Raw genomic sequence first — 15,568 nt, 5'->3', positions numbered from 1 at the left:
CCGCGTGCGCTCCCGCGTCTCGCCCCTGATGCAATGTCACCACGCCGGCCGGCGAAGCCGGGATGACGCTCTGCCGGCGTTTGGCTACAATAGTCGACCTTTTGGCGCAGCCCGGCGCCGGGTGCCGCCCCCGCGGTTGGCGCGGCCTGGCGGGCGCCCATGCTCATGATGGCAGGAGTCCCATGCAAGAGATCAATCCGATCAACAACCTCATCAAGGACCTGTCCGAACGGACAGACGTCCTGAGGGGGTATCTTTGACTATGCCGAGAAGAAGGATCGGCTAGAAGAAGTCTCGCGCGAGCTGGAGAACCCCGAGGTCTGGAACGACCCCGACTACGCCCAGAAACTGGGCAAGGAGCGGGCGTCGCTGGAAGCCGTGGTCGAGACCATCGATACCCTGGACAGCGGCCTCGCCGACAACCGCGAGCTGCTCGAACTGGCGGTGATGGAAGAGGACGATGCCACCGTCGATGAGGTACGCAAGGAACTCGCCTACCTCGAAGGGCAGCTGGACAAGCTGGAGTTCCGGCGCATGTTCGCCGGAGAGATGGACGAGAACAACGCCTATCTCGACATCCAGGCCGGCTCCGGTGGCACCGAGGCCCAGGACTGGGCCAACATGCTGCTGCGCATGTATCTGCGCTGGGCCGAGCACCACGGCTTCAAGGCGGAGCTGACCGAAGTCTCCGCCGGTGAGGTCGCGGGCATCAAGTCGGCCACCGTGCATGTTCAGGGCGATTACGCCTTCGGCTGGCTGCGCACCGAGACCGGCGTGCACCGGCTGGTGCGCAAGAGTCCGTTCGACTCCGGCGGGCGCCGGCACACCTCGTTCGCCTCGGTGTTCCTCTCTCCCGAGGTCGATGACAACTTCGAGGTGGAGATCAACCCGTCCGATCTGCGTGTCGACACCTACCGCTCCTCCGGGGCCGGCGGTCAGCACGTCAACACCACCGACTCGGCGGTGCGTATCACCCACGAGCCCACCGGTATCGTGGTGGCGTGCCAGAGCCAGCGTAGCCAGCACGCCAACCGCGACTTCGCCATGAAACAGCTCAAGGCGAAGCTGTGGGAGCACGAGATGCAGAAGCGCAATGCCGCCAAGCAGCAGGCCGAGGACAGCAAGGCCGATATCGGCTGGGGCAGCCAGATCCGCTCCTACGTGCTCGACGACCAGCGGATCAAGGATCTGCGCACCGGGGTGCAAACGAGCAACTGCGAGAAGGTGCTCGATGGGGAGTTGGATCAGTTTATCGAGGCGAGCCTGAAACAGGGGCTCTGATTCGGGCCGACTGCGCTTGCCAATACGGCGTTGAAACTCGACTCGCCATGCTCATTGACACTCCAGTCAACTCCGCTGGCTCGTCGAGTTTCGCCTTGTCTTGGCATCGCTCGTAGCGGCCCTTGGAACGGTTCAAGCGCTCGAACCCCGCGCTGCTAGCGCCGGCCGGGTTGATACCCTAGAGCGGTTCGGGAATTCGATCCCCGCGCTGCGAGCGTTGGCCGGTTGATTCCCTGAGCGCGCATTGCCAGACCCTCTAGCGCTGGGCCAGGGCAAGGCGCGCAGCAGTGAGCCGAGCGTTTCACGGATTCGACGGCGTTATCGATTCGACGACTTCATAGATACGATTTTCCACAGGCGACGACATGGCGAACCAGGACAACCCGCAATCTCCCTCCACTGCACCGACCGACGTGCAGGAAGAAAACCGGCTGATCGCGGAGCGTCGCGGCAAGCTGGCGGAACGCCGCGAGCGCGCGGCGGAGCAGGGCGGCAGCGCCTTCCCCAACGCCTTCCGCCGTGACAGCCTGGCCGCCGAGCTGCAGGCCGAGCTGGGCGAGCACGACAAGGCGGCGCTGGAGGCGCTGGACCGTCAGGCTGCGGTCGCCGGGCGGATCATGCGCAAGCGCGGCCCGTTCATCGTGATCCAGGACGTCTCCGGGCAGATCCAGCTCTACGTCGACAAGAAGGGGCTGCCCGCCGAGCTGCTGGCGGACATCCAGAGCTGGGATATCGGCGATATCGTCGCCGGCAGCGGCCCGGTGCACAAATCCGGCAAGGGCGATCTCTACGTCATGCTGCGCCAGGCGCAGCTGCTGACCAAGAGCCTGCGTCCGCTGCCCGACAAGTTCCACGGTCTCACCGATCTCGAGGCGCGCTACCGGCAGCGCTATGTCGACCTGATCATGAACCCGCAGTCGCGGCGGGTGTTCGAGGTGCGCTCGGGGGTAATCGCGGCGATCCGGCGCTTCATGGTCGAGCGTGGCTTCATGGAGGTCGAGACGCCGATGCTGCAGCCGATCCCCGGCGGTGCCACCGCGCGGCCCTTCGTCACCCACCACAATGCGCTGGATATCGACATGTATCTGCGCATCGCCCCGGAGCTCTATCTCAAGCGACTGGTGGTGGGCGGCTTCGAGCGGGTGTTCGAGATCAACCGCAACTTCCGCAACGAGGGGCTGTCGACGCGTCACAACCCCGAGTTCACCATGCTCGAGTTCTACTGGGCCTACGCCGACTACCAGGACCTGCTCGACTTCACCGAGGCGATGATCCGTGACGTCGCCGAGCGCGTGCTGGGCAGCAGCGTGGTGGTCTATCAGGGCACCGAGTATGACCTGGGCCAGCCGTTCCGGCGCCTGACCCTGCGCCAGTCGATCCTCGAACATGGCGACGGCATCGGCGAGGCGGACATCGACACGCTCGACGGCGCCACCGCCACCTGCCGCCGCCTGGGTATCGAGGTCAAGGCGAGCTGGGGCCTGGGCAAGCTGCAGACCGAGATTTTCGAGGCGGTGGCCGAGCATCGCCTCGATCAGCCCACCTTCATCACCGAGTATCCGGCCGAGGTCAGCCCGCTGGCGCGGCGCAACGACGCCAACCCGCACGTCACCGACCGCTTCGAGTTCTTCGTCGGCGGGCGCGAGATCGCCAACGGCTTCTCCGAGCTCAACGATGCCGAAGACCAGGCCGAGCGCTTCGCCGCCCAGGCCGCGGAGAAGGATGCCGGCGATCTCGAGGCGATGTACTACGACGCCGACTACGTGCGCGCGCTGGAGTACGGCATGCCGCCCACCGCGGGCGAGGGTATCGGCATCGACCGCCTGGTGATGCTGCTCACCGACAGCCCTTCGATCCGCGACGTGCTGCTGTTCCCGGCGATGCGCCCGGAGTGATCGCCGCGCGGGCCAGCGTGGTCGCCGGCGCCCGCTGCGCGAGCGACGGCGCTGGCCCGCGCGTGATGTGATTCGCCGGCGGCGAGGCGGGGGCGTTCAGCCCAGCGGGGCGACGCCCAGACCCTCGACCAGGGTTTCCAGCGCACGCAGGCCGGCGACCGAGTTGCCGTAGCTGTCGAGCCGCGGCGACCACACGCACAGGCTCATCTGGCCCGGCACGATCGCCACGATGCCGCCACCCACGCCGCTCTTGCCGGGCAGGCCCACGCGCCAGGCGAAGTCGCCGGCGGCGTCGTAGAGACCGCAGGTGAGCAGCAGGGCGTTGAGCTGGCGATTCTGCTGCGGGGTGACGATGACGCTGCCGTCGCCCGGATGCACGCCGCGATTGGCCAGGAAGGCGAACGCCCGCGCCACGTCGACGCAGCTCATCGACAGCGCGCAGCCGTGGAAGTAGACGTCGAGCACCTCGTCGACCTCGCCGTGAAGATTGCCGTAGGCCTTCATCAGATAGGCGAGTGCGGCGTTGCGCGCCTTGTGCGCCATCTCCGAGCTGGCGACCCGGGTATCGAAGCCGAGCCCCGGGTTGCTCGCCAGGCGCCGCGCCAGCTCGCGCATGACCCAGTGGATCGACATGATCCGCGATACCAGTAGATCGGTGACCAGCAGCGCGCCGGCGTTGATGAAGGGGTTGCGCGGAATGCCGCGCTCCACTTCCAGCTGCACGATCGAGTTGAACGCCTGCCCCGAGGGCTCGCGGCCGACCCGCTGCCAGATATCGGCCTCGTCCAGATGCTGGATCGCGATGATCAGATTGAGCAGCTTGGAGATCGACTGGATCGAGAACGGTGTATCCGCCGCTCCGGCCCGGTAGACGCGCCCGGCGACGTCGCACACGGCGATGCCGAACTGATCCGGCACCACTTCCGCCAGCGCCGGGATGTAGCTGGCCACCTGGCCCTCACCGAAGTGGCGCGGCGCGTCGCGGGCGATACGCGCGAGCAGATCATCGAGGGTGCTGGGGTCGAACGAAGAGGACATGGCGGTGACGGCAGCCGGCTGACAAGGGGCGCCAGTGTAGGGCGCCGCCGCGCCGATTGCATCCGCCGTGCCGCTGTCGTCGAGCGCCGCAATCCAGGGTTGGTCATGGGCGCGACGAACGCTCATACTGTCGGCGCTGCGCGCAGCGCCGCACCAGTGCGGCGTCGAGCTCACCGGCCTGAGGGCTGGCAGGCTCGACGCCGTCGGTTTCGATGCAAAGGGGTGACACCATGAAGCTGCTCAACCGTTCCGCACTCAGCGTGAAGCCCACTCAGGCCTTCGTCGACTGGGTCAATTCGCTCGAACCCACCATGGGCGAGGACGATCTCACCCTCGACGATATCGCGGCTGAGACCACTGTCTATCTGATCCCCGAGATGGACACGCCGGAAGCGCTGGCGGCCTACGTCGAAGAGCGCTGCGTGGATATTCTCGAAAGCGAGCTGCGCGCCTGGGAAGAGGATTCTCGGCAGTGGCCGGAGGTGGTCGATCTGGCCCTGTTCGAACAGTTCCTGACCGTCGAGCACAGCTATCTGGCGATCGACCTGGATGACGAGGTCGAGCTGGAGACCGCCGAGGTGGATGACGAGCTGCTGATGGAGACCGACGAGGAGTGAGCGAGACCCTGGGCCTGACTGGCCGCTGCGCACTATCGGAGATGGGCGTGGCGGCATGCTGAAACGGCTGTTCGAAGTGCGTGACGGCGACGACGGGCTGCCCGGGCGCGAGCGCAAGCTGGCGCTGCTGGCACTGGTCACCGGCACGCAGATGGCGGTGCTCGACAGCGGCATCGTCAATATCGCGCTGCCGACCCTGGCCGACGAGCTCGACATCAGCGGCTCGGCATCGATCTGGATCGCCAACGTCTATCAGTTGGTCACCGCGGCGCTGCTGCTCACCTTCGCCGCGCTGAGCCGGGTGATCGGCCGGCATCGACTCTATATCGGCGGTCTGGCGGTGTTCACCCTGGCCTCGCTGGCCTGCGCGCTGTCGCGTTCGTTCGAGCTTTTGCTGGTGTCGCGCATGCTGCAGGGTATCGGTGCCGCGGCGATGCTGAGTATCGGCCCGTCGCTCTATCGGGTCATCTTCCCTACCCGCCTGCTGGGCTCGGCGATCGGCCTCAGCGCCCTCACCGTGGCTTTCGGGATCGCCGCCGGGCCGTCGATCGGTGGGCTGATCCTGCATCTGGCGAGCTGGCCTTGGCTGTTCGCGATCAATGTCCCGGTGGGGGGGCTTGCGCTGTTTCTGGCGACCCGTTCGCTGCCGCGTGAGCCGGCCCGGCGAGCGCACTTCGATGTCTGGGGGGCGCTGCTGTCGATCGTGATGTTGAGCGGCAGCGTCTTCGCCCTGGATCAGTTCGGCCATGGCGGCGGTGGGGCGATGGCGCTGGTCACCCTGGCCCTGGCACTGGTCTGTCTGGTCGGCTTCGTCTATCGCCAGCGCCACGTCGCCAGCCCGCTGGTGCCGCTGGCGCTGTTCGAAGAGCCGCGCTTCTCGTTCGCCGCGGTCACCTCGATGTTCGCCTTCCTGGCCCAGGGCATCGCCTTCGTCGGGCTGCCATTTCTCTACCAGACGGTGATGGGCGTCTCGCCGATCGCCTCGGCGCTGCTGTTCACCCCCTGGCCGCTGGTGATCATGGTGATCGGGCCGGTGGCCGGGCGGCTCGCCGACAAGGGCAATCCGGCGCTGATCAGCTCGATGGGACTCGGGCTGTTCCTGCTCGGCATGCTGGCGCTGACCGGGCTCGATGCCGACTCCGGCTATGTCGATGTGATCTGGCGCACGGCGCTGTGCGGCGTCGGCTACGGCCTGTTCCAGGCGCCCAACAACCGCGAGATGATCGGCAGTGTGCCGCTGGCGCTGAGCGCCAACGCCTCCGGCGTGCTGGCCTCGGTGCGCACTTTCGGCCAGTCACTGGGCACCGCCCTGGTGGGTCTGATTCTGGGGCTGTCGTTCGGCTCGCTGACGCTGTCGCTGTGGCTGGGCTGCGTCTCGGTGGTGGTGGCGCTGGGGCTGAGCCTCTACCGGGTACCCCTGGCGGCCCGCGACCGCCGCGGCTGAGACGGCTGCCGGTGGCGTCGCCGCGACGGCCGCCAGACGTTACAATGACCCGACTGGCACAGGAGGTGTTGCATGAGTGTTCAAACCCGCATCGAAGAAAAGCTGGCCACGCTCGAGCCGCAGTATCTGACGGTCGAGAACGAGAGCCACATGCACCATGTGCCGCCCGATTCGGAAACCCACTTCAAGGTGACGCTGGTCTCCGAGCGCTTCGCCGGGCTGATGCCGGTCAAGCGCCACCAGTTGATCTACTCGGTGCTGGCCGATGAGCTGGCCGGCCCGGTGCACGCCCTGGCGCTGCACCTCTATACGCCGCAGCAGTGGGCAGCGCGTGGCGGCAGTCGTCCCGACTCGCCCAACTGCCGTGGGGGAGGCGGGCGGTGATCGCCGACCCCCAACGGCTGCAGTACCTGGAGGCGATGGGCATCCCGGCCTGGGTGTCACGCTACCGCCTGATCAATGCCCGGCCCACCGCACAGTCCGAGTGGGAGGTGCCGGCGGCAGCGGAAAAACCCGCGCCGGGCCAGCGTCTCCACGCGCTGCTGGAAACGCCCGCTGCCCAGTCCACGGAGCGCACGCCTGCGGCGATGCGCCCCGACTCCGCTGCTGAGCCTGCTGCGCAGCGCGCCAGCCGTGCCCCGGTGGCGCGCGCCCGGGCCCTGCTGGGGGAAGATCCGGCGCCGGCCGAGACGTCGGCCGCCGTCTTCGATAAATCCGTCGATAAACCCGTCGACACCCCCACCGATACGCCGGCCGAGACTCCCGCCCCCGAGGCGGCGACCCGTGAACGGGCGGCACCGCTGCGCTTCTCGCTGACGCTTGCGGTGCTCGACCAGCGCTGGTGGCTGCTGTTGCCCGGCGGGCGCGAGGGGCTGCCGGCACCCGCCCAGGCGCTGCTCAAGCAGATGCTCGTGGCCGCCGGGCTGCCCGGCGACTGGCGAGCGCTTGCGAGCCTCGACTGGCCGCTGATGGAGACGCCGGTGGACGACCCGTTGGGCGAGGCCCGCGATGGCCTGGCGGTGTTCTGCGGTGGTCAGGCGATGCGCAACGGTCTGAGCATCGAAGGCGCCATCGTGATTCCCGGCGCTGATGCCGCGGCGCTGTTTGCCGGCGACACCCCGTTCGAGTTCGACTGCCACCGCTGGCCGCATCCGGCCAGCCTGCTCGGTGACCCGGCGGCCAAGCGTGCCTCCTGGCCGCAGCTGCATGCCACCGGCGAGGCCTGGCGGCGGGCGGCCGCTGGCGCTGCCTGAGCCGAGCCCAGCGTATGACTGCCACTCCCTCTCTGCCGGCGTCGCCGCGTCTGCTCGGCGCGGGCGATCTAGCGTCCTGGGCTCGCTTCGAGGCGCTCGCCAATGACGATGCCTGGTCGACTACGCTGCTCGGCAGCGCGCTGAGTGACGATACCCTGGAAGTGTGGGGCGTATTCGATGCCGCCGAACTGCGCGCGGTGGCGGTGGTGGCCTATCTGCCGTTCGATGCCGAGCTGCAGTCGATCAGCGTGCACCCGGACGCGCGCCGGCGCGGTCTCGCCGCGGCGCTGCTGGCGTGGTTGCTGGCGCGAACGGCGCGCGGTGGGGCCGAGCGCATGTTGCTGGAGGTGCGGGCGTCGAACCAGGCCGCGCAGCGGCTCTACCACAAGCTGGGGTTTGCCGAGGATGGTCGGCGGCGGGGGTACTACCGCTGTGACGATGGCGGCAGCGAAGAGGCGGTGCTGATGTCACGGGCGTTGCCGGCGGACGTGCCCGCGGAGTAGGCGGCGACACCGACGGCTGGGGCGGTCGTCGGTGCCGTGAGACGGGCTGAACGTGGCTTCAGGCGCCGGAGTCGCTTTGCGTCTCGTCGAGGGCGCGCAGCTTGTCGAGCAGACCGCCCAGGCGGCGTTCCCACTCGTCGCGCTCCTGGCGCAGCTGGGCGTTCTCGGCCTTCAGCTCTTCGTTTTCCATCTTCAGCATTTCGATGCTGTCGACCGCGTTCTGAATCTTCTGCTCTAGCTGGGCGAAGATCTCTCCGTTCATGACGCTCTCCTTGGGGTTGACGACGGTTGCAGGCGCCGCCGGCGTAACGCGCCGGCGTGCGGGTAAGGTGACGAATGACGCCCGCCACTGCCGATGATTCGGCTGGTCGCCAGCCTACGTGGCGTGGCCGATGGCGACAAGCGTCTCGATGTGGAGACGGCGGCGTCAGGCGGCAGGCGGGGTGCGCCGGAACAGCCGGGCGTGGCTGTCGCCGGCGCGCAGTTCGCGGTGTAGCTGCCACCCGGGCGGCGGCTGCCAGGCCAGCTCCTGCTCGGTCTCTACGTAGATCCAGGCATGCGGCGTGAGCCATCCACCCTGCTCCAGCCGCTCGCAGGTGACCGCCGCCAGCCCCTGACGGAACGGCGGGTCGAGAAACACCAGCCCGAAGGGGCGCGCCGTGCCGGCCAGATAGCTGGCGACGTCACCGCGATGGACCGTTGCCTGCACCCCCAGAGTATCCAGATTGCGCGTCAGCGCGGCGGCCACTGGGGCTGCCGCTTCGACGAAGTGCACCTCGCCGGCGCCGCGGGAGAGCGCTTCCAGCCCCAGCGCGCCGGTACCCGCGAACAAGTCCAGCACCCGCGTGCCCGCGAGTTCGAAGGCGAGCCAGTTGAACAGCGTCTCGCGCACCCGGTCCGGGGTCGGGCGCAGCCCGGGGCTGTCGAGGATCGGCAGCCGGCGACGGCGGAACTCACCGCCGATCAGGCGCAGTTCGCCGCGACCGCCGTGGGAGGCACGCTGGCCGCGACGGCCGCCGTCGGCGGCAGGGGAGGGGCACGCCCGCCGGGCGCGCCACGCTGGGATCGACGTCGATTCATGGCGCGCAATTGTACCCCCGCCACCCTCGCGGTGATAGGATTGACGCTCGATATCGACCTTTTCCGAGAGCGTGTCGACGCCCGCCGACCCGGCGACGTCGCCACGGCCATCAGCAGCGAAGTCATCCATGTTCGGACTATTCAAGAGCCGCAAGAAACAGCAGCAGGAGCAGGAAGCCGCCCGCCGGGAAGCGGAGGCGGCCGAAGCGCGTGCCGCCGAAGAAGCCCGTATCGCCGACGCCGAGGCGCCGGTAGAAGACGCTGCGGTGCAGCCGGTGCCCCCCGAGGCTGAGGCGCCTGCCGCGGACGAGGCCGTGCAGGCCGCTGACCCCGAGCGTGGCGCCGCGGTCGACTACGCCCCCGAGCCGGTCGAGATGAGCGCCGCCCGCGCGGCGCTGGATGCCCCGCTGGCCGCTGACGCCGCGGTTTCCGCCCTCGACGAGACCCCGGCCGCGCCGAGCCGCGAGACGGCGCTGGCCCACGATGCCACAGCGCCGGCAGACGGCGAGTCTTCGGCGCTGGACGAGAACGAGTCTTCGGCGCTTGATGAGCGCGAGGCTGCGGCGCCGAAAACCAGCGATGCCACGGCGCCGGCCGAGGGCGAAGCTGCGTCAGCCGCTGCCCCGGCGGCCGAAACGACGCCCGCCGAGGTCGTTACCGGCGCGCCCGCAGCGACCGGGCCGGCCAGTGTCGACGTCAGCAACGACGTCAGTACCCAAGAAACAGACGCGCCCGAGAGCGTACCCGAGCAGGCCCCCCGGCTCCGCGCGAGAAGCCCAAGGGCGGCTGGCTGGCGCGGGTGCGTGCCGGCCTCGGGCGTACCCGCGCCAATCTGACCGACGGCATCGCCGATCTACTGCTGGGCAAGAAGCAGATCGACGATGACCTGATGGAGGATCTCGAGACCCAGCTGCTGCTGGCGGACGTGGGCATCGAGGCAACCAGCGAGATCATCGCGCGGCTGACCGAACGCGTCTCGCGCAAGGAACTGGCCGACGCCGATGCGCTCTACCGCGCCCTGCAGGAGGAGCTGGCGGCGCTGCTCGAGCCGGTGACCCAGCCGCTGGCGCTGCCGCCCAAGGGCGAAGGACCCTTCGTGATCCTGATGGTCGGCGTCAATGGGGTCGGCAAGACCACCACCATCGGCAAGCTGACCCAGCGCTTCCAGAACGAGGGGCGCAGCGTGATGCTGGCGGCCGGCGACACCTTCCGCGCCGCGGCGGTGGAGCAGCTCAAGGTGTGGGGCGAGCGCAATCGGGTACCGGTGATCGCCCAGCACACCGGCGCCGACAGCGCCTCGGTGATCTACGATGCGGTGGCGGCGGCACGTGCGCGCAAGGTCGACGTGTTGATCGCCGACACCGCCGGACGGCTGCACAACAAGAGCCATCTGATGGAGGAGCTCAAGAAGGTGCAGCGGGTCATGGCCAAGCTCGACGCCTCGGCGCCCCACGAGGTGATGCTGGTGCTCGACGCCGGTACCGGCCAGAACGCCATCTCCCAGGCCACCACCTTCGACGAAGCGATTCCGGTCACCGGGATCACCCTGACCAAGCTCGACGGCACCGCCAAGGGCGGCATCATCTTCGCCCTGGCCAAAAAGATGGGCACGCCGATCCGCTTCATCGGGGTCGGCGAGACACTCGACGACCTGCGTCCGTTCGACGCCGACACCTTCGTCAAGGCGCTGTTCGACCGGGACGGTGACGCCGCTTCATGATCGCCTTCGAGCATGTCGGCAAGCGCTACGGCGGGCGGTTCGAGGCGCTCGCCGATATCAACTTCCGGGTCGAGCGCGGCGAGATGCTGTTTCTCACCGGCCACTCCGGCGCCGGCAAGAGCTCGCTGCTGCGGCTGATCATGCGCCTCGAGCGCCCCTCCCGCGGGCGCGTACTGGTCGCCGGGCACGACCTCGACCGCCTGCACCTCAGCCAGGTGCCCTATTACCGGCGCCAGATCGGGGTGGTGTTCCAGGATCACCAGCTGCTGTTCGACCGCGATATCTTCGCCAACGTGGCGCTGCCACTGACCATCCAGGGGATCGAGCCCCACGAGGCGGCACGCCGGGTGCGCGCGGCGCTCGACAAGGTCGGCCTGCTGCATCGCGAGCGCGCGCTGCCGATCGAGCTCTCCACCGGTGAGCAGCAGCGCGTCGGCATCGCCCGTGCGGTGGTCAACAAGCCGGCGCTGCTGCTCGCCGACGAGCCCACCGGTAATCTCGATCCCCAGCTCTCGGCCGACATCATGCGGCTGTTCGAGGACTTCAACCGCATCGGCACCACGGTGCTGATCGCCAGCCACGATCTGGCCCTGATCGCGCGTCTGCGCCACCGCGTGCTCAAGCTGCGCGAGGGGCGCCTGGTGCGTGACGGGGAGGCGGCATGAGCGAACGTCAGCCGGCGCCGCGCGGCGCCCAGCGCGCGCGCCCGGGGCCGGCGGGGGGCGGGCGCGCCTGGCTGCGCCACCACCGCGCCATGCTCGGCGACAGCGCCCTGCGCCTGGTGCGGCGGCCGCTGGCCACGCTGCTGACGATGCTGGCGATCGCCATCGCCTTGATCCTGCCCGCCGGGCTATGGCTGGTGCTGGACAGCGCCCAACTGCTCGATGCCCAGCTCGACGAGAGCGCTACGCTGACCGTCTACTTCGATCACGATATCGACGAGAGCCGCGCGTTGGCGCTCTCCGAGACGCTGGGTGCCGAGCCCGGGGTGGCCGGGACGCGGCTGGTGACCGCCGCCGAGGGGCTGGACGAGTTCCAGCGTGCCCTGGGGGTGGACGACGCGCTCAGTCAGCTCGAGCGCAACCCGCTGCCGGCCAGCGTGGTGGTGACGCCGGACGACCCGAGCCCGGCCGCGGTACAGGCGCTGAGCCAACGCCTCGGCCAGCTACCGGGGGTGGACGAAGTGCGCCTCGACCTGGCCTGGCTCGACCGTCTGCAGCAGCTGGCGGCGCTGGGCCAGCGGGTAGCGCTGGCGCTGGGGTTGCTGTTCGGGCTAGGCGTACTGCTGGTGGTGGGCAATACCATCCGCCTGGCGGTGGAGAGTCGGCGTCAGGAGATCGAAGTGGTGACCCTGATCGGTGCCACCCACGCGTTCGTCCGGCGGCCGTTCCTCTACAGCGGGGCCTGGTACGGGCTCGGCGGTGGGCTGCTGGCGCTGTGTATTCTGGCCGTGGGCGGCAACTGGCTGGCCGCGCCGGTGAACGCGCTGGCCCAGAGCTACGGCGCGCACTTCGCGCTACCGACTTTAGGCGTGTCCAACTCGGTTTTTCTGCTGCTCTTTAGTACACTATTGGGCTGGTTGGGCGCGTGGCTCGCCGTCGGTCGTCATCTGGCGGAGACCAAGCCGCGCTAGCGAGACTAGATCGAACGGCACTCGACGTCTGCGTCATCTTCACGCCAGCCTGACATGGCAGTAGCGGCTGGCACGGTTATCGTTTTCCTCGGGGTGGTCATAGTCTCGAGGCATGACGTCGATAGCCGCTCGGACACCGGGTCGCGCTGGCCCAACGATTGAACTTTTGTCTACACTCGGGGTCATAGAGGCATCCCACGAGCATAGACAGGCCTAACAACCTGCGGCGGTGCGATGCGACGCCTGAGCGATACCACGCTCGGCACCGCGGGCACCGCCTAGCATGGAGACACGGCATATGAGCACCAGTCTTCAAACCATCGGCAATCTTTCGCCGGGTCACGACCTCAACGGCTATATACAGGCGGTCAACGGCATCGCCGTGCTGACGGCCGAAGAGGAGCACGCCCTGGCGGTGCGCCTGCACGAAGAGGACGACCTGGAGTCGGCGCGCCGACTGATCATGTCGCACCTGCGTTTCGTGGTGCACATCGCGCGCAGCTACTCGGGCTACGGCCTGCCCCAGGCCGACCTGATCCAGGAAGGCAACGTCGGCCTGATGAAGGCGGTCAAGCGCTTCGACCCCTATCAGGGCGTGCGTCTGGTCTCCTTCGCGGTGCACTGGATCAAGGCCGAGATTCACGAGTACGTGCTGCGTAACTGGCGCATCGTCAAGATCGCCACCACCAAGGCCCAGCGCAAGCTGTTCTTCAACCTGCGCAGCGCCAAGAAGCGCCTGGCGTGGTTGAACAACGACGAAGTCGATGCCATTGCCAAGGATCTCGACGTCAAGCCGAACGTGGTGCGCGAGATGGAAGGGCGGCTCTCGGCCTACGACGCTGGCTTCGATGCCAGCCCCGGCGAGGACGACGAGCAGAGCTACCAGGCGCCGGCCCAGTATCTCGAGGACAGCAGCTTCGACCCGGCAGCGCAGCTCGAAGCCGATGACTGGGAGGCGGATTACACCCGCCGCCTGCGTGACGCGCTGGCGCTGCTCGACGACCGCTCGCGGGACATCCTGCAGCGGCGCTGGCTCTCCGAGGAGAAGTCGACGCTACACGAGCTCGCCGATGTTTACGGCGTCTCCGCGGAGCGTATCCGTCAGCTGGAGAAGAACGCGATGAAGAAGATCAAGCAGCAACTGGGTGACGCCCTCGCTGCCTGATCGTTGATCGGCACACTCGCAGCGCAAAAGCCCGACATGCTCAGCATGTCGGGCTTTTTTGCGTTACAGGGCCTGAGTCAGTATTGCCGGGTCAGGCCAGCGCCGTCTCAGGCGCTGGTGGTCGTTTGTCCTACCAGTAGCTGTGCGCCGAGCAGGGTCCACTGATCCTGCCAGTGGGCGCTCGGCAGATGGCGGAAGTCGCTGCGCACGTACTGACTGATGCGCCCCTCGACGAAGGCGGCGAGCAGATTGGCGCTGGCCGAGACGGCGACCCGCGGACGCAGCCCCTCGCGCAGCTCGGCTTCGCGCAGAATCTGCTTGAACTGGGTCTCCAGACGCTCGAACAGCTGCGACATGCGCGTGCGCAGCCTGGCCGTTTCGCCGGTGAGCACGTCGCCATCCATGAGCCGGCTGAGCCCCGGGTTCTTCTCGGCGAACATCAGCACCAGCTGCACGATCGTCTCGCAGCGGCCGAGGGCATCCGGTGTCTCCTCGAGAATTCGCCGAATGCGCTCGAACAGACTGGTCTCGATGAACTCGATCAGCCCCTCGAACATGCGCGCCTTGCTAGGGAAGTGGCGATAGAGCGCCGCTTCGCTGACGCCGACCTGACGCGCCAGGGCGGCGGTGGTGATCCGTTTGCCGCTGTCCTCTTCCAGCATCAGTGCGAGTGCCTGGAGGATCTGTTCGCGGCGGGAAAGCGTTGAAGTTGCCTGCGTCATGAGCGTTCTTGTCGGTGGTGGTGTCTTGGCTCCTGCCTGGAGTGACTCCGTCGTACGCGTCCGGGGCGATGACGCCCCGGACGGTGCACGGCGGAGCGGGCCGTCCTGGCCCGTGTCGAAAGTGCGCCAGGTTTTGTACGAAAACTACCTGCGCTCGGCAATACGGCGTTAAAAATCGGCTCAAAATGCTCATTTACAACCCGTAAATTCCGCGTTTTCGCCGATTTTTGCCTTGTCTTGCCTTCGCTCGCTGACTTTTCGTGCAGAACCTAGCGAGCGACGATCTGGGTGCCGACGCCGGCGTCGGTGAAGATCTCCAGCAGGGTGGAGTGGACCACCCGGCCATCGACGATCACCGCGCTGCCCACGCCGCCCTTGACCGCCTCCAGGGCGCAGCGGATCTTGGGCAGCATGCCGCCGTAGATGGTGCCGTCGGCGATCAGCGCGTCGACCTGCTCGGTGGAGAGCCCGGTCATGACGTTGCCGTCGGCGTCCTGCAGGCCTGCGACGTTGGTCAGCAGCATCAGCTTCTCCGCCTTCAGCGCCTCGGCCACCTTGCCCGCCACCAGGTCGGCATTGATGTTGTAGCTGTGGCCCTCGGCGTCGACCCCGATCGGCGCAATCACCGGAATGTAGTCGGCCTTCGACAGCATCTCGATCAGATCGGTGGAGACGTGCTCGACCTCGCCCACGTGGCCGATGTCGATGATCTCCGAGGCGGTCATCTCCGGAGTGCGCCGCTCCACCTTGAGCTGGCGCGCGCGGATCTGGGCGCTGTCCTTGCCGGTCAGGCCGATCGCCTTGCCGCCGCACTGGTTGATCTGGTTGACGATGCTCTTGTTGACCAGACCGCCGAGCACCATCTCGACCACGTCCATGGTCTCGGCATCGGTGACGCGCATGCCGTCGACGAAGCGCGACTCGATGTTGAGCCGCGCCAGCAGCTGGCCGATCTGCGGACCGCCACCGTGCACCACCACCGGATTGATGCCGACCTCCTTCATCAGCACCATGTCGCGGGCGAAGGAGTCGATCAGCGTGTCCTCGGTCATGGCATTGCCGCCATACTTGACCACGATCGTCTTGCCCGAGTAGCGCTGGATATAAGGCAGCGCCTCGGAAAGGATCTCGACCACGTGGCGCGGGTCGCGTGGGCTAACGCTCATGAGTCGTCACTGCTCCCAGGTTGGAATGAATGTCCCTTGTGCATGTTTTTC

At 67.8% G+C, this 15,568-nt stretch carries 15 protein-coding genes and 1 pseudogene; 11 read left to right on the top strand and 5 right to left on the bottom strand.

What is annotated here, in order from left to right; all coding sequences use genetic code 11:
- Positions 1-182: 182 nt before the first annotated feature.
- Both prfB and lysS read left to right on the top strand, forming a co-directional pair.
- Positions 183-1,281, top strand: a protein-coding gene (gene prfB / locus QO259_RS14805) for a peptide chain release factor 2 (RefSeq protein ID WP_285950521.1) whose coding sequence is annotated in 2 segments (ribosomal slippage) — positions 183-257 and positions 259-1,281 — 1,098 coding nt in all. Because the reading frame shifts where the segments join, the coding sequence is not laid out codon by codon here.
- Between the two features lie 365 nt (positions 1,282-1,646).
- Positions 1,647-3,176 carry a lysine--tRNA ligase gene (lysS, locus tag QO259_RS14800; protein WP_285950520.1) on the top strand — a complete coding sequence of 510 codons (1,530 nt, stop codon included), beginning with the start codon at positions 1,647-1,649 and terminating at the stop codon, positions 3,174-3,176.
- A gap of 96 nt (positions 3,177-3,272) precedes the next feature.
- On the opposite strand, the gene glsB is transcribed toward lysS, so the two are convergent.
- Positions 3,273-4,340, bottom strand: coding sequence for a glutaminase B (glsB, locus tag QO259_RS14795; RefSeq protein ID WP_285950519.1), 1,068 nt, complete (start codon positions 4,338-4,340; stop codon positions 3,273-3,275).
- A gap of 104 nt (positions 4,341-4,444) precedes the next feature.
- Between glsB and QO259_RS14790 the strand changes: the two genes are divergently transcribed.
- The 5 genes from QO259_RS14790 to QO259_RS14770 all read left to right on the top strand — a co-directional run bounded on the left by QO259_RS14790 (position 4,445) and on the right by QO259_RS14770 (position 8,031).
- Positions 4,445-4,831: a hypothetical protein gene (locus QO259_RS14790; RefSeq protein ID WP_035473929.1), complete on the top strand. Its 387-nt coding sequence runs from the start codon at positions 4,445-4,447 to the stop codon at positions 4,829-4,831.
- Between the two features lie 55 nt (positions 4,832-4,886).
- Entirely contained in the window at positions 4,887-6,275 is a 1,389-nt protein-coding gene (locus QO259_RS14785; RefSeq protein WP_285950518.1) for an MFS transporter, read from the top strand.
- Positions 6,276-6,347: 72 nt separating this feature from the next.
- Positions 6,348-6,659: a BolA family protein gene (locus QO259_RS14780; RefSeq protein ID WP_035473925.1), complete on the top strand. Its 312-nt coding sequence runs from the start codon at positions 6,348-6,350 to the stop codon at positions 6,657-6,659.
- Positions 6,656-7,528, top strand: coding sequence for a hypothetical protein (locus QO259_RS14775; RefSeq protein ID WP_285950517.1), 873 nt, complete (start codon positions 6,656-6,658; stop codon positions 7,526-7,528). The genes QO259_RS14780 and QO259_RS14775 overlap by 4 nt, the downstream gene beginning before the upstream one ends.
- A gap of 14 nt (positions 7,529-7,542) precedes the next feature.
- Positions 7,543-8,031, top strand: a complete 489-nt coding sequence (locus QO259_RS14770; protein WP_285950516.1) for a GNAT family N-acetyltransferase — start codon at positions 7,543-7,545, stop codon at positions 8,029-8,031.
- A 58-nt stretch (positions 8,032-8,089) separates the two neighbouring features.
- Here QO259_RS14770 and QO259_RS14765 read toward each other — a convergent pair whose 3' ends face one another.
- Together QO259_RS14765 and rsmD are read right to left on the bottom strand one after the other, a co-directional pair.
- Positions 8,090-8,293 (bottom strand): cell division protein ZapB, encoded by a 204-nt coding sequence (locus QO259_RS14765; RefSeq protein ID WP_285950515.1) that lies wholly within the window; start codon positions 8,291-8,293, stop codon positions 8,090-8,092.
- Positions 8,294-8,458: 165 nt separating this feature from the next.
- Positions 8,459-9,241, bottom strand: coding sequence for a 16S rRNA (guanine(966)-N(2))-methyltransferase RsmD (gene rsmD, locus QO259_RS14760; RefSeq protein WP_353057292.1), 783 nt, complete (start codon positions 9,239-9,241; stop codon positions 8,459-8,461).
- Here rsmD and ftsY point away from each other — a divergent pair.
- The 4 genes and pseudogenes from ftsY to rpoH all read left to right on the top strand — a co-directional run bounded on the left by ftsY (position 9,240) and on the right by rpoH (position 13,629).
- A pseudogene (ftsY, locus tag QO259_RS14755) lies at positions 9,240-10,831 on the top strand (signal recognition particle-docking protein FtsY). The gene rsmD and the pseudogene ftsY overlap by 2 nt on opposite strands.
- Positions 10,828-11,496: a cell division ATP-binding protein FtsE gene (gene ftsE / locus QO259_RS14750; protein ID WP_106419408.1), complete on the top strand. Its 669-nt coding sequence runs from the start codon at positions 10,828-10,830 to the stop codon at positions 11,494-11,496. The pseudogene ftsY and the gene ftsE overlap by 4 nt, the downstream one beginning before the upstream one ends.
- Positions 11,493-12,464, top strand: a complete 972-nt coding sequence (gene ftsX, locus QO259_RS14745; RefSeq protein WP_285950514.1) for a permease-like cell division protein FtsX — start codon at positions 11,493-11,495, stop codon at positions 12,462-12,464. The genes ftsE and ftsX overlap by 4 nt, the downstream gene beginning before the upstream one ends.
- Before the next feature lie 298 nt (positions 12,465-12,762).
- Positions 12,763-13,629 (top strand): RNA polymerase sigma factor RpoH, encoded by an 867-nt coding sequence (gene rpoH, locus QO259_RS14740; protein ID WP_035472419.1) that lies wholly within the window; start codon positions 12,763-12,765, stop codon positions 13,627-13,629.
- 107 nt (positions 13,630-13,736) lie between these two features.
- Here the strand turns inward: rpoH and slmA are convergent, their stop codons facing one another.
- Both slmA and argB read right to left on the bottom strand, forming a co-directional pair.
- Positions 13,737-14,351: a nucleoid occlusion factor SlmA gene (gene slmA, locus QO259_RS14735; protein ID WP_035472421.1), complete on the bottom strand. Its 615-nt coding sequence runs from the start codon at positions 14,349-14,351 to the stop codon at positions 13,737-13,739.
- Positions 14,352-14,620: 269 nt separating this feature from the next.
- The gene (gene argB / locus QO259_RS14730) at positions 14,621-15,517 is read right to left on the bottom strand and encodes an acetylglutamate kinase (protein WP_285950513.1); all 897 of its coding nucleotides are present in this window, start codon (positions 15,515-15,517) and stop codon (positions 14,621-14,623) included.
- Positions 15,518-15,568: the final 51 nt, after the last annotated feature.

Source organism: Salinicola sp. JS01 (assembly GCF_030284585.1).
Taxonomy (GTDB): Bacteria; Pseudomonadota; Gammaproteobacteria; order Pseudomonadales; family Halomonadaceae; genus Salinicola.
Note: the sequence above shows the minus strand (reverse complement) of the source record. Positions and strands in the feature narration are given on the sequence as shown.